Origin of the sequence: Pseudomonas piscis (assembly GCF_009380155.1) — a bacterium.
Taxonomy (GTDB): Bacteria; Pseudomonadota; Gammaproteobacteria; order Pseudomonadales; family Pseudomonadaceae; genus Aquipseudomonas; species Aquipseudomonas piscis.
Genome location: NZ_WHUV01000005.1, coordinates 65,155 through 77,592 on the forward strand (window position 1 = coordinate 65,155; position 12,438 = coordinate 77,592).

Annotated in this window: 12 protein-coding genes and 1 tRNA gene; 2 read left to right on the top strand and 11 right to left on the bottom strand. The window is 65.5% G+C overall.

Going from position 1 to position 12,438, the window contains the following annotated elements; genetic code table 11:
- The first annotated feature begins 37 nt into the window (after window positions 1-37).
- Window positions 38-1,777, top strand: a complete 1,740-nt coding sequence (locus tag GDH07_RS25140) for a dipeptidase (protein WP_152899246.1) — start codon at window positions 38-40, stop codon at window positions 1,775-1,777.
- 42 nt (window positions 1,778-1,819) lie between these two features.
- Here GDH07_RS25140 and GDH07_RS25145 read toward each other — a convergent pair whose 3' ends face one another.
- The 7 genes from GDH07_RS25145 to GDH07_RS25175 all read right to left on the bottom strand — a co-directional run bounded on the left by GDH07_RS25145 (window position 1,820) and on the right by GDH07_RS25175 (window position 8,381).
- Window positions 1,820-2,785: a fatty acid desaturase family protein gene (locus tag GDH07_RS25145; protein WP_343038337.1), complete on the bottom strand. Its 966-nt coding sequence runs from the start codon at window positions 2,783-2,785 to the stop codon at window positions 1,820-1,822.
- The gene (locus GDH07_RS25150; protein WP_152899248.1) at window positions 2,772-3,392 is read right to left on the bottom strand and encodes a phosphatase PAP2 family protein; all 621 of its coding nucleotides are present in this window, start codon (window positions 3,390-3,392) and stop codon (window positions 2,772-2,774) included. The genes GDH07_RS25145 and GDH07_RS25150 overlap by 14 nt, the downstream gene beginning before the upstream one ends.
- Before the next feature lie 51 nt (window positions 3,393-3,443).
- Window positions 3,444-4,535: a glycosyltransferase family protein gene (locus GDH07_RS25155; protein WP_152899249.1), complete on the bottom strand. Its 1,092-nt coding sequence runs from the start codon at window positions 4,533-4,535 to the stop codon at window positions 3,444-3,446.
- Entirely contained in the window at window positions 4,532-5,266 is a 735-nt protein-coding gene (locus tag GDH07_RS25160; RefSeq protein WP_031320029.1) for a hypothetical protein, read from the bottom strand. Before GDH07_RS25160 ends, GDH07_RS25155 begins: the two co-directional genes overlap by 4 nt.
- Window positions 5,263-6,294 (bottom strand): hypothetical protein, encoded by a 1,032-nt coding sequence (locus GDH07_RS25165; RefSeq protein ID WP_246196037.1) that lies wholly within the window; start codon window positions 6,292-6,294, stop codon window positions 5,263-5,265. The genes GDH07_RS25160 and GDH07_RS25165 overlap by 4 nt, the downstream gene beginning before the upstream one ends.
- Before the next feature lie 38 nt (window positions 6,295-6,332).
- On the bottom strand, window positions 6,333-7,388 hold the full coding sequence (locus tag GDH07_RS25170; protein ID WP_022639322.1) for a glycosyltransferase family 2 protein: 1,056 nt from the start codon (window positions 7,386-7,388) through the stop codon (window positions 6,333-6,335).
- Between the two features lie 96 nt (window positions 7,389-7,484).
- Complete coding sequence (locus GDH07_RS25175; protein WP_152899250.1) at window positions 7,485-8,381, bottom strand: LysR family transcriptional regulator; 897 nt, start codon at window positions 8,379-8,381, stop codon at window positions 7,485-7,487.
- A gap of 164 nt (window positions 8,382-8,545) precedes the next feature.
- Here GDH07_RS25175 and GDH07_RS25180 point away from each other — a divergent pair, with 164 nt between their 5' ends.
- Complete coding sequence (locus GDH07_RS25180) at window positions 8,546-9,532, top strand: NAD(P)H-quinone oxidoreductase (RefSeq protein ID WP_053131433.1); 987 nt, start codon at window positions 8,546-8,548, stop codon at window positions 9,530-9,532.
- A 62-nt stretch (window positions 9,533-9,594) separates the two neighbouring features.
- Here the strand turns inward: GDH07_RS25180 and GDH07_RS25185 are convergent, their stop codons facing one another.
- From GDH07_RS25185 to GDH07_RS25200, 4 genes are all read right to left on the bottom strand, one after another.
- A complete protein-coding gene (locus GDH07_RS25185) occupies window positions 9,595-10,323 on the bottom strand; it encodes a PA1136 family autoinducer-binding transcriptional regulator (RefSeq protein ID WP_053131011.1) in 729 nt (242 codons plus the stop codon).
- On the bottom strand, window positions 10,320-11,198 hold the full coding sequence (hchA, locus tag GDH07_RS25190; RefSeq protein WP_152899251.1) for a glyoxalase III HchA: 879 nt from the start codon (window positions 11,196-11,198) through the stop codon (window positions 10,320-10,322). Before hchA ends, GDH07_RS25185 begins: the two co-directional genes overlap by 4 nt.
- Window positions 11,199-11,379: 181 nt before the next feature.
- Window positions 11,380-11,829, bottom strand: a complete 450-nt coding sequence (locus GDH07_RS25195; protein WP_152899252.1) for a hypothetical protein — start codon at window positions 11,827-11,829, stop codon at window positions 11,380-11,382.
- 512 nt (window positions 11,830-12,341) lie between these two features.
- Window positions 12,342-12,417 (bottom strand) — tRNA-Gly (locus GDH07_RS25200).
- Window positions 12,418-12,438: the final 21 nt, after the last annotated feature.

A 12,438-nucleotide genomic window follows, 5' to 3' on the forward strand; every position in this document is an offset into this window, starting at 1 on the left:
TTCCCTACCCACCTCCTGCAAAGGAATGCCCTGCGTAATGGACTTTTCCCTCAAGCACCTGGCCACCGCCACCCTGATGCTCGCCAGCCTGTCGGCGTTCGCCAACGTCGCCCAGGCCAACATCACGCCGCAACAGAGCGCGGCCATCCTCAAGAACTTCAACGACGCCTCGGTCAAGGACTTCCGCCAGTTCATCGGTGAGGTCGCCAAGAGCCAGCCGGGCAAGAGCGCCCACCTGACCCCGGCCATCGATGGCTTCCTGGCCGGCAAGACGCTCTCGGCCGAGCAGCAGAACGAGATCCACCGTCTGCTTGGGCTCTATGCCCGGGTCAAGTACGGCAAGGCCGCCACTGAAACCCTGCGCGAACTGGTAGCCATCCCCACCTTCCGCGTGGACGGCGTGCCCCAGCACGAGAACCCGGAATTCCTCAAGATCGCCGACAAGATCAAGGGCCTGGCCCAAGACTTCGGCCTGGCGTTTCGCAATGTCGACAACCGCGTCTACGAGATCTCCCTGCCCGGCAGTGGCGACGAAGTAGTGGGCATCCACGCCCACGCCGACGTGGTGCCGGTCACCCCGGAGAACTGGGTGCTGCAGGACGGTACCCGGCTCGACCCGTTCAAGGTCACGCTGATCGGCGACCGGATGTACGGGCGCGGCACCGAGGATGACAAGAACGGCATCGTGGTGGCGCTCTACGCCATGAAGATCGTCAAGGAAGAGCAGTTGCCCCTGGCCCGCAACTTCAAGCTGCTGGTGGACACCACCGAGGAAACCAGCGGCGATGCCATCCCCTACTACTTCGAACACAACCCGGTGCCCAACTACAACCTGGCGCTCGATGGCGGCTACCCGGTGGTGATCGCCGAGAAAGGCTACGGCACCGTGATGGCGACCTTCCCCCAGCGCGCCGCCGAGGGCAAGGGCGCGCAGATCACCCACTTGACCGGCGGCCTGGCCACCAACCAGATCCCCTCCACCTCGGTGGCGACCCTGGTGACCGAGCAGCCAGCCGAACTGGTGGCCAGCCTGCAGAAGGCCGGGGCCGAGTACGTCAAGCGCCACGGCGGCAACTTCAAGATCGACGCCCGGGTGCAAGGCAAGGACGTGCTGCTGACCGTCACCGGCGTGTCCGCCCACTCCTCCGAGCCCGAGTCCGGGGTCAACCCGGTGGCGCGGATGCTGGACTTCGTCCACGGCCTGGAGGGCAAGGTGGCGCTCAAGCACAACTCGTTCACCGACGCCGCGCACTACCTCGCCGACAACTGGGGCCTGGACTACGAAGGCAAGAAGCTGGGCGTGGGCTTCTCGGACGCCTTCATGGGCCCGCTGACCACCTCGCCGACCCTGGTCAGCGTGGATGACAAGGCGCTGAAGGTCGCGGTGAACCTGCGCGTGCCCAAGGGCAAGGCGCCAGAGGCGCTGAAGGCGCAGATCAGCGACAAGCTGGAGGCCTGGAGCAAGCAGAACCAGGTGGCGGTGCAGTTCAATACCTCGGTCGCCGCGCCGATGTACCGCAATCCCGAGGGCGAATGGGTCAAGGCGCTGCTGGACGTGGCCAGCGAGAACCTGGGCATGGCCCACAAGTTCGGCACCTCCGCCGGGGCGACCTCGGTACATGAACTGCCCAACGGCGTGCAATTCGGCCTGGCGCGTCCGGAGGTGAAATACACCGGCCACACCGACAACGAGTTCAAGACCGTGGAGCAGTTCCTGCTGGACCTGCAGATCGTCACCGAGATGGTCGGCCGGGTCGGACAGCTGCCCAAGCTCTAGCCTTCCCCTTGGCACTGGCCCGCGGGGGCCAGTGCACCTGCCTCAGTCGCCCGCAGCGTCCTGCGCCGGGCGGCTGACATCCCGCAGCACCGCGATATAGCCCCGGTAAAGGTTCTCCACCGGCAGCAGCCCTCGGGCCGCCAGCTGGCGATGGGCGCTGCGCAGGTGATAGAAGGGTATGCGCACGTAGAGATGGTGTTCGATGTGGTAGTGGATCCCGTGGGGGCCGAAGACGAAGGTCTGCCAGTTGGGCGCCACGATGCTGCGGGCGTTCTGGCTCTGGTCGGCGTTGGCGGGCAACCCCGCATGCTCGAGGATCGCCCGCACGCGCCCCATCAGCGGCAACAAGGTAATGGCCGGCAGCAACCACAACCCCAGGTAGAGCCATGGGTGTCCGGACCAGGCCAGCAGTCCCAGCAGCAAGCCATTGCCCACCAGCATCGACAGGACTTCGCCGAACACTTGGCGCGCCGACTTGTCGACCCTGGGCAGGCAGTGGCGGTAGTCGCCGCGAACCAGCTTGAAGGCGCTGATGAAGTACCCCACCCCACACAGGTCCGCCGCCAGGCGCAAGGCCAGGCGCCGCCGAGGCAGCGGATAGTCCCCGATGCCGAACACCGCCACCACCGGGTCATCGTGCAGCATGGGCTGGCGATGGTGCTTGAGGTGCCCGGCCCGATAGGTGCGCAGGGAAAGGAACAACGGACCGGCGGCCAGCCATTGGCCGACCAGGTCATTGGCCGACTGACGACGCAACAGCACGCCATGGGCGCTCTCGTGCATGATCACCGCCAGCGCCAGCTGGCTGCGGGCGATGACCAGCGCCGCCAGCAGGTATGTCAGGGGGTGCGGCCAATATGCGGCACAGGCGAATGCCGCACCGATCAGGCCCCAGTCGGCCAGCAACGCCAGCAGGCCGATCCACGGCTTGAGGACGAACCACTCGGCGGCAGGGGTAAAGGTGCGCAATGCCAGGTTGGCCCCGGCACGCGATTCAAGCTGGGACACGGCGAATGCTCCCTTGTCGGTGAGTGGCCAAGGCGCAGGCCAGGGCCAGTAGCAGACCGCCAGCGACGTCGACCAGGGTGTGCTGCTTGAGGGTCAGGGTCGACAGGCAGATCAACAGGCCGCTGCCGGCGACCAGCCATTTGCCACGCCGGCCCCACAGTGCTCGGCAGGCCAGGCAAGTCACGGTTACATGCAGGCTGGGAAAACCGTTGCAGGCCAGGTCCAGTTGCCACATCCGGCTCAGTCGCTGCTGCAGGAAACCGCTGCCGAGCACGCCGAGATCCGGCCGGGGTACCTGCTCGGGAAACAGCCAGAAGCACAACAGGCCCACGACGAAGGCGATGCCGGTTGCGTTGCGCAAGGCCTTGAAGCCCTGTTGGCTGGCGTAGGCCGCCGCCAACAGGACAAAGGGAAAGAACAGCACGTAGAGGAACCAGGACTGGGCCACGAAAGGAATCAGCTCATCCAGCGGCGTGATCCAGTGGTAACGCGGCGTGACCAGGCGCTGCAGGCCGATGAACGCACCCAGCCCCAGCAGCAAGCCGAACGCCGCCGCCAGGGCCTGCCGAGGATTGGCAGCCCCGAGACGCGGCCAGGAGCCGGTCATGGCTGTCGGCTCGCCGCAGGCATGGGGACATGGCGACTCAAGGCGGCGCCCTCACAAGCCAAGCAGATGGTTGGCCCAGGCATCGATCCGTGCCTGGGCCCGCTGGTTGCCCGACATCACGTCAGGCGCTGGGGCGAGCGCGCTCAATTGCTGCGCCGCCGCGCTCACCTGGCGCCGAAAGTCGGCAATGTCGCCGCGCCAGGTCACTACCCGGTGCAGCAGTTGCAACTGGCTGGCCCGGGCGGCATTGCTGGTCTGCTCCGGCTGGTCGCTCACCACCAGGATGATCGGCCGCTGGTAGACCCGGGCGATGGACAGCGCCGCCATGCCCGGTGCCGATACCAGCAGTTGCGCCCGGGCCGCGCGGCTGGCCCAGTGCGGGTCGACCCCGAGCCAGCCGTTGCGCCCGGCATAACCCTCGCCCACCAGGTGCCGATCCAGGCCGGCATCGCCCAGGCCGGCCTCCAGGGCATCGGCCAGCCCGGGTTCGCGAAAGTGCGGATTGAGGTACACCGCCGCACCCACCGCGTCCGGTTCCTGCACCACCTCGGCCAGGGCCACCGGGGTCGGCAGGCGATACAGCGCTCGGGCCACGGTATCGTCGATCTCGTAGGCAAAATCGTGCTCGATGCGCGCCCGCGCAGCGTTGATCTGGCGCCCGACGATCCAGGCGAACAGCCGCCCGAACTGCCGTGGCCACATGCCGTCGAAGTTGTTCAGCAACGCCACCTTCAGGCTCGCGCCGTACACATGCACCACCTTGCGCCGCCAGCCCGGCAGCATGCCCATGTACAGCAACGCCGGGTGGAAGGAGTCGTTGACCACCAGCTCCACGCCGCGCAAACGGCGCCGCAGCTGGAGGATATCGCGCAGCATCCGCCCGGGACGGAACAGGTACTGGGCGACATTGCGATTGGTGGCCCGGCGCAGCATGTTCTGCTGGCTGTCGAATTGCACCGCATAGTGGCGGGAAAGGACCTCGGCCTGGACCCCGAAACTGTGCAGGAAGCGCTGGCCCTGGTCCGACGTGGTCAGCACCTCGACCTGGGCGCCGGCCGCGCGCAGCGCATGCACCAACAACTGCGCGCGCATCAGGTGGCCACGGGCATCAGCGGTGGCGAGATAAAGAATGCGTGGAGTCATCGAATGGCGCCGCGCCCACCGCCCAGCACCCAGCCAGCCAGGTACATCGCCAGGGCACCGGTCACGCCAAAGCTCGCATCGACCCGGCGGATATCCTTGAGCAGGCGCGCCAGGTGCACGGTTTCATGGGGGGCGACAATGCGTTGCAAGGTGCCCTGGCACAGGCGCACATGGGCTTTTTCATCGGCCAGGACCTGCGACAGCAACGGATACAGCCCATGCTCGGCGCCGATGACCGCGCAGTGGCGGCTCAGCACCCGTTGCGCCATCTGTTCGGCACACAGGCCGGTGGCATAGGCCGGCACCAGCAGGCCATGCTCGAAATGCCCCGCATAGCGACGGGCCAGGCGCTGCCAGCGCAGGATCTTGCGCCGGCTGAGCCAATCCGGTTCCAGGCGTGCCGTACCTTCGCCGCCACGTTCGCCCAGGGCCGCGGCGAACAGCGTCACGTGCCGTTGCTCATCGGCCAGGTGCCGCTCGACCTGGCGCTCGAGCCAGGGTGGCGACTGCGGCAGCAACTCATCCAGCAGTGCACGTTCGGTGGCATCCTCCCCAGCCAGGTAGATACGCAGCAGCAAGCGCTCCCCACGCACGCTGCGATGCAGGCGCTGCAGGGCGACGCGCTTGATGCGATCCACCAGGCGCGCCTGTACGGCTCCCAACCCACGGGGCCGGGGCATGTCCAGGCAACTGAAGTCCGCTTGGCTTGCAAGCGCTTCGCCAGCACTCATGGCACGGACTGCGCGGTGTCCACGCCCTGGGTCGCAGTCGTGGCCGCCTGGGCGCTGCGATGCCAGGCCAGGATCAGGCCGATGAAGCTGTCACGCATGAAGGCCGTACCGCTGGCAGTGGCCCCGGGGAAACTCTGCTCCTGGCCGTTGTAACGCAGGTAGCCCTTGCCATTGACCGCGCCCAGCTCCAGGCGGTCGTGCTTGTGCAAGCCACGCTGGCGCACGTCCTCGAGCAAAGGGCTGTCCTCCAGGCCGAAGACGAACAGCTGGCGCTGGACCACCCACCGCGGAATCTGGCCGCTCAAGGCTTGCAGGTCGAGGCTCCAGGTGCCCTGCTCCAGCACCTGGTCCAGCGGCAGGCTGCCTGGTTGCCTCGAGCTGAAGCGGGCACGCATCAGCGACTTCGAGACCCGCCCGACCCCCAGGCCGATGGTGATGTCATCGGCCGTCGGATTTTTCTCGTCGCTGGGACGCACCACCACCAAATAGCTGGCGACCCGCGCGGCGATCGATGGCTGCGCCAAGACCTTGCGCGCCAGCTCGGGATTGAGCAGCACGTGCTCGTCACGCCCCTGGTGGACGCTGATCTGGTAAGGGTCCAGGGCGATATCCCGGAAGGTGCCACGCACCGGCGCATGTACATAGGTGTCGGCCTTCCAGGTCTTGCCCGAGCGCCGCACCAGTACCTGCAAGCTCAAGGGCACGCGCTGGCCCTCGCTGGCGATGCCGCTGCCATGCAGCAGCACGTCGCCGATCACGCCCTTGCCGGCATGCCGGGCCTCGACGCTGAACACTATGGTGCGCGCCTGCGGGTCAACGCTGGCCCGTGCGTCCGCCACGTCCAGGGCCAGGCGGTTGCAGTTTTGCGCGGCGCCGCCCTGGACCGTCGCACAGCCACTGCCGGAGACGAAGTGCAGCACGCTGCGGCCGTTGATTTCGCTGGGGGCGGCGCTGGCCGGGGTGGCGCACGCCAACCATGCCAGGCACGCCAGGGAGGAGCCGAATGCGGCCAGGGGTTTCATGCTCATGGGAACTTCCTGTAGGAGCGCCAAGGGGGCGGTGCGGATCAATCCAGCTGGCGGTGATAGGACAGGGCTTGCCCCTGGCGCGCGCTGGCACGGCCGATGTTCAACCCCAGCCCGCGGACCAGCGCGCCGGCGCTATCGAGGGACGAGATACCGAGTATCGCCAGGATCGCACCCAGGCGCCGCCGCCCATGCACGGCGGGCAGGTCCTGGTGGTTGAGTGCGCGCAGGCTGTAGCCCAGGCGCCCGAGCATCACGCACAAGGGGCCGATAGGGCCGCTGCGTCCGAGCCATTGCAACCAGCCCGGCATATAGGCACGCACCAGGTAGGGGGTCAGGTCGACACTGTCGCCACCACGCAACCAGCGCAGCTTGAACACTTCGCCACGGCTGTCGGGCAACCGGTGCTCGGTATGGGCCGCCGGAACGTAGCGTACCGCCACCCCCGCCGCCTGCAGGCGCAGGCCCATGACCTGGCAGTGGGCACGGTAGACGCCGTCCAGCGGCTGGTAGCGATACTGCTCGAAGGTGGCACAACGAAAGGCCACGTTGTTCGCGTAGAAATTGCGGGTCGCCCGGGCTCCGAGCGGGCTGGGGAAGTACATGAAGTCGATGGTGGTCAACGCGCTGCCGACCACGCTCGGGGCGTAGCTGGTGCGCCCGGCGACGGCCAGGGGCGCATCCGCCTCGGTGAAGGGCAAGAGCAACTGTTCCAGCCAGTGGCCGGCGGGAAGGCAGTCGGCATCGGCGAACACCACGTACTGGCAGCGCGCCTGGTCGACCGCCTCGAAACCGATATTCTTGGCCTCGTAGTAACCGGTGCGGGGATCGATCTCGACGAACTCCAGCACTCGCCCGGCCAGTGCGCACAGCGCCTCCCGGGCCTCTTGCCCGAGGCCATCGTGGGTGATGACCCATTGGCCGAGCGATTGCGGGCAGAGGCTCTGGCGAGCCAGGCGGGCTACCAGGTGCTTGAGGCTGTCCAGGGCCTGCGCCGCGTCCTTGCCGCCGCGCAGGTTGTTGGTTTCCAGCACCAGCGCGGTACTGCCGGCGATCGCTGCCAGGGGCCCGGTATCACAGGCGGGCTGTTGCGACATCCGGGTCGTCGATTGTTGGCTATCCATGGCGCGGTATCTCAGGAAAAGGCAGGGCTGCAGGGCTTCAGGGGCGCAATCACAGCATTATTCCGGGGATTATTCAAACGGCGGATTCGCCGGCCCGCCAGTATTGGCGAAGGACCGCGCCAGGTGCTCCATCACCAGGCGCATGCGCGTGGTATGCCGCAGGTCCTGGTGGGTGACCATCCACACCTCATATGGCTTGCCGGCCGTGCGCCCGGGCCAGATCCGCTCCAGGCCGTCACGCCGGCCCATCTCGATGGGGATCTCGCTGATGCCCAGGCCCTGGGCGATGGAGCGTCGCAGCAACATGTTGGAGTTCACCGCCATCACCACCCGGGCCTGGTCGATGGGCTCGTCGAGCAAGGTCGGCTGCGCACGATCCCGCCAGTACGGCTCGTACATCACCAGGTCATGGCCCTTGAAGCCGGTGCCTGGCTCGGGCTGGCCATGGCGCTCCAGGTATTCGCGCGCTGCGAACAGGCCCATCGGCCACTCGGCCAGCTTGCGCAGGATCAGGTCGGGATTGTCCGGACGCAGGTTCCTGATGGCGATGTCGGTTTCGCGCCGTGACAGGTTGACCACCTCGGAGGTGCTGTTGAGCACGATGCGGATATCCGGGTGCGCAAGGTGCAGCGCCTTGAGTGCCGGCATCACGAAATCACAGGCCAGGGAGTCGGTGGTGGAAATCCGTACTTCGCCGGCCAGTTCGTTATCCATCCCCCCGGTACGCCGGATCAGCTCCAGGGCCATCTGCTCCATCTTCCCGGCCATCGCGAAGGCCATTTCGCCAACGCTGGTCAGCTGGTAGCCGGCCGGAGTGCGCAGGAACAGGGTCGATCCCAGGTCCGCCTCCATGGCCGCGATACGCCGCCCCACCGTGGCCTGGTCCACGTGCAGGACCCGCGCCGCACGGCGCAAGGTCAGCTCGCGCCCGAGGGCCAGCAGGACCCGTGCATCATCCCAGTTCATTCAAGATTTCCCCATGAAGAATCATTGCAACACAGCCTCGCAAAATCGCCGCGCGCCGGCACCGGCCCGCTTGCGTAACCTTTGCCCACCCCAGCCCGAACGGCCGGCATCCACCTTACCAGGACCCATTTATGAGCCATTCCCATAGTGCGCCAGAGGCGCAGATGACCGTTATCGAGATCACCCGGCCGGGTGATCCACAGGTATTGAAACCTGCCCGCCGGGCGGTGCCTACCCCTGGCCCACGAGAGATCCTGATCCGGGTCCACGCCGCTGGCGTCAACGGCCCCGACCTGCTGCAGCGCAAGGGCCTCTACGATCCACCAGCCGGCGCCTCGGACATCCCGGGCCTGGAGATCGCCGGGGAAGTCGCGGCCCTGGGCAGCGAGGTGACGCGCTTCAGCGTGGGTGACCCGGTGATCGCCCTGGTCACTGGCGGCGGCTACGCCCAGTACACGGTCGCCGACGAGCGCACCACCATGCACCTGCCCGGTGGCCTGTCGATGATCGAAGCTGCGGCGCTGCCCGAGACCTTCATGACCGTGTGGGTCAACCTGTTCCAGCGCGGCCAGTTCAAGGCCGGCGAATCGCTGCTGGTGCATGGCGGCGCCTCCGGCATCGGCACCACGGCGACCATGCTGGCCAAGGCCCTGGGCGCGTCGAAGATCTTCACCACGGTCGCCAATGCACAACAACAGGCGGCCAGCCTGGCCCTGGGTGCCGACGTGGCCATCGACTACAACCGCGAGGACTTCGTCGAGCAAGTGCTGCTCGGGACCGAGCAGCTTGGGGTCGACGTCATCGTCGATATCATTGCCGGCGACTATGTGGCGCGTAACTTCCAGGCCGCAGCGATGAACGCGCGGATCGTGCAGATCGGCGTGGTCAAGGGCCCGGCGACCCAGGTCGACCTGTTCCCGATGCTGGTCAAGCGCCTGACCCACCTGGGCTCGACCCTGCGCTCGCGCAGCCCAGAGGACAAGGCCGGGATCATCGCCGAGCTGGAATCCAAGGTCTGGCCCCACGTCCAGAGCGGCGCGGTCAAGCCATTGATCTTCAAGACCTTCGCCTTGACAGATGCCGACCAGGCCCACGCCCTGATGGAGTCCGGCCAGCACATCGGCAAGGTGGTGCTGACCGTCGCCCACTAGCCCCGGAGCCCAGGCCGAGGTTGTCCATGGCGACCTCGGCCGTGCCCTGCCCGGCAACCCGGCTACGGCTCCTGTCGGCCAGGCACGGCGTCCAATTCGCCGTTGCGCACCGCCACCTTGATGGCTTGTGCGGTGGTACTGGCGCCCAGGCGTCGACGCGCCGCTCGCAGGTGGTTTTCCACGGTGCGCCCGGATAACCCCAGCGTCACGGCGATATCGGCCTGGCGCTTGCCGGCGGCGGTCCAGGCCAGGACTTCACGCTCCCGATCCGACAATTGCCTGGACGGGTCGCTGACGGCCACCTCCAGCAACCGCCGTGCGGCACAGAACGCCGCACTGGCGACGTTGCCCAACATCAGCCGAACCCTGGGGCTGCTGTCGATCCGCTCACCGCCCAAGCTCATGGCGCCCTCCAGGCCCAGGGGACCGAACACCGGTACCTGCAGGCCATGCAGGCCGGCGCCCTGGGGGCGGCGGACCACCTGGTAGCGGTCACCACGCTTGCTCCAGAAGAACGGCTCGCGTGCCTCCAGGATATGCCGGGTGACCGGGCAGCGGCGCACGTAGGTCGCGGCGTCGACCACCTGGCCATCGCCGAACCAGTCCCCCTCGACCCAGTAGATGCGCTCGAGCACTTCGTCCCTGGCCGATGAAGCGGAAAACAGCACGAAACGGTCATAACCGAAAGGGCCCGCCAGGCCCCGCACCAGCGCCTGGATCGCAGGCAGCGCCGTGGCGCGCTCCAATTCCAGGACGCTGTGCAGGGCCGCTTCAGCGCTGGTCGCCGTCACCCGGCCGCCACTGCTTGCAGCAACGCGGTGGCCGCCAGCTTGCCCAGGGCGTTGCCCGCCAGCGGGCTGTCGCCGGTGAGCAGCTTGCGGTCCTGGTGCACTGCCCCGGAAATGTCCTGGTTGAGGATCTCGATCCCCAGGGCGGACAGCTGTTCGCCGAACTTCCAGGTCAGGTGGCCGGGCATGTAGCCGATGTCCGGGGTCTGGGCGTCCAGGGCGTCGGGGAAGGCGCAGATGCGGTAACCGTTGAACAGGCAGGAGTCCCTGGTCTCGCCCAGCCCGGCAGCCAGCAATGCCGCGGGGCCGTGGCACAAGGAAATGACGAACTTGTCGTTGGCCATGGCCCATTGCAGGATTTTTTTCACCTCGGCACTTTCGGGCAGGCCGATCAGCGCGCCATGGCCACCAGGGATGAACACCCCGATGTAGTCGGAATCGGCGCCCAGGGCGTTGTCCAGGACCTCGGCCAGCTTCAAGGGTTGCTTGAACTGGTCGCGGTACTTGGCATACAGGCCTTTGACCTCGACATCTTCGGAGGGCATGGCCCAGAACTCGAACTTGACCGGGTTACCCGACAAGGTGGCGATATCAAAACCGAACCCGGCCTTGTCCAGGTGGTACATGGGCAACAGGGTTTCCACCGGATGATTGCCGGTGGAGAACATCGTGCCGTTGTCGGTCAGCAGATAGCGCTCGTCCGCACCGATCACCAGCACCTTCCAGCGCCCACCGGTATAGGGCCGCTGGTAGTCGGCACCACTGAGATCGGAGTGGGCGGAAGTGAATTGGCTTAGCGAGTACGGCGAGGGAAAAAACGCATTGTCCTCGGCCGGATCCGGAGTCGGGCGTTTGTCGTCGATGGGGGTATGACTCATGGCTTGCTCCATTGTGCAGGGCGAATTCCATCATCATTGTAGGAAAGCGCGCAGGCAGCAATGAGGGTTTTCCCTCAAGTCGAGCATGGCCAGAAGAGGTTGCAGCTATCAGGAGGCTGTTCAATCACGCCGTCACAGTATCGGCACCTGAAACACGGGCCGGACGACTCCAGCACCTCAACTAGAGCCCAGCGGCCTTGAACTCATCAGCAAAGAAGTCATAAACCTCGACTACATCCTCGTTGCGGCTTTCCTTGCATTTGCTCACGAAAACAGCTTTCAGATCGAAGTAATCCAACTCCAGCAACAGTTCAGCGACCCTCATGTACACATAATAATCTTCGGCTTCGAGATACCCGCTCAAACTGGACGCGAGTTTTTCCTTGACCAGACCATTCTTCCTGAACTTATGCAGCACACTTCTGGCGAGAGGCACATTACCTATATCACCTTCTATCGCTGCATCAATAATTCCCGGAAGCAAATCATCAAGCTCATTATCCGCAAACACATCATCCCGGATAAACCTGAGAGCGGTTCCCTGCTCCAAACGGTCCGCGAGGGCCAACGACAACTCGCTGATAAAGCCCACAGAATGCCTAAACTCATGGCATGCTGAAAACAGCTCCATCTCTGCTCCTGACAGGCGAAGCCATTCTTTTGAATATGTCCCTTCACTCGCCATTCTTCACTTCCACACCACTCCATTGAACATCACGAGATGAGCGCACCATGCCCGGTGAACGCTAAGTGCGTTCATGGGGCCATCCTCAAACCAAGACCATTGAATGATTGCACCCCTTGGCTTTACTTGAGGCCCTTGTTCAGGCGCCAAGGCCGAAACAGCATTCTATTGGATACTTGAGCTAGCTTGATTGGCGATATGGTCATGCCAGACCATCAGCATCGCCAACGACATATGCCTTGGCCTGCGGGAGTCCGGTGCAAGCTGGGTATGGATGAATGGATGGCATCATCATGCCGGGAAATCCCGTAACCATGGCCGGTAGATGCTTTGCCGACAGGGATGATATCGCCCGGCAGACACACTGAGCGAGCGGCCTGGGAATGCCACGCTGCGGCAGAGCGGCCCTGTATTTCAGGCGAAAAAAAAGCCACTCGAATGAGTGGCTTTTTTGAATTTGGAGCGGGAAACGAGACTCGAACTCGCGACCCCGACCTTGGCAAGGTCGTGCTCTACCAACTGAGCTATTCCCGCAACGTCTTGGTGTTGCGCATT

What these genes read in the sequence shown, in the direction of transcription:
- GDH07_RS25140 (WP_152899246.1), top strand. Translation starts at nt 38, where the DNA reads ATGGACTTTTCCCTCAAGCACCTGGCCACCGCCACCCTGATGCTCGCC.
- GDH07_RS25150 (WP_152899248.1), bottom strand. Translation starts at nt 3,392, where the DNA reads ATGACCGGCTCCTGGCCGCGTCTCGGGGCTGCCAATCCTCGGCAGGCC.
- GDH07_RS25155 (WP_152899249.1), bottom strand. Translation starts at nt 4,535, where the DNA reads ATGACTCCACGCATTCTTTATCTCGCCACCGCTGATGCCCGTGGCCAC.
- GDH07_RS25160 (WP_031320029.1), bottom strand. Translation starts at nt 5,266, where the DNA reads ATGAGTGCTGGCGAAGCGCTTGCAAGCCAAGCGGACTTCAGTTGCCTG.
- GDH07_RS25165 (WP_246196037.1), bottom strand. Translation starts at nt 6,294, where the DNA reads ATGAGCATGAAACCCCTGGCCGCATTCGGCTCCTCCCTGGCGTGCCTG.
- GDH07_RS25170 (WP_022639322.1), bottom strand. Translation starts at nt 7,388, where the DNA reads ATGTCGCAACAGCCCGCCTGTGATACCGGGCCCCTGGCAGCGATCGCC.
- GDH07_RS25175 (WP_152899250.1), bottom strand. Translation starts at nt 8,381, where the DNA reads ATGAACTGGGATGATGCACGGGTCCTGCTGGCCCTCGGGCGCGAGCTG.
- GDH07_RS25180 (WP_053131433.1), top strand. Translation starts at nt 8,546, where the DNA reads ATGACCGTTATCGAGATCACCCGGCCGGGTGATCCACAGGTATTGAAA.
- hchA (WP_152899251.1), bottom strand. Translation starts at nt 11,198, where the DNA reads ATGAGTCATACCCCCATCGACGACAAACGCCCGACTCCGGATCCGGCC.
- GDH07_RS25195 (WP_152899252.1), bottom strand. Translation starts at nt 11,829, where the DNA reads ATGGAGCTGTTTTCAGCATGCCATGAGTTTAGGCATTCTGTGGGCTTT.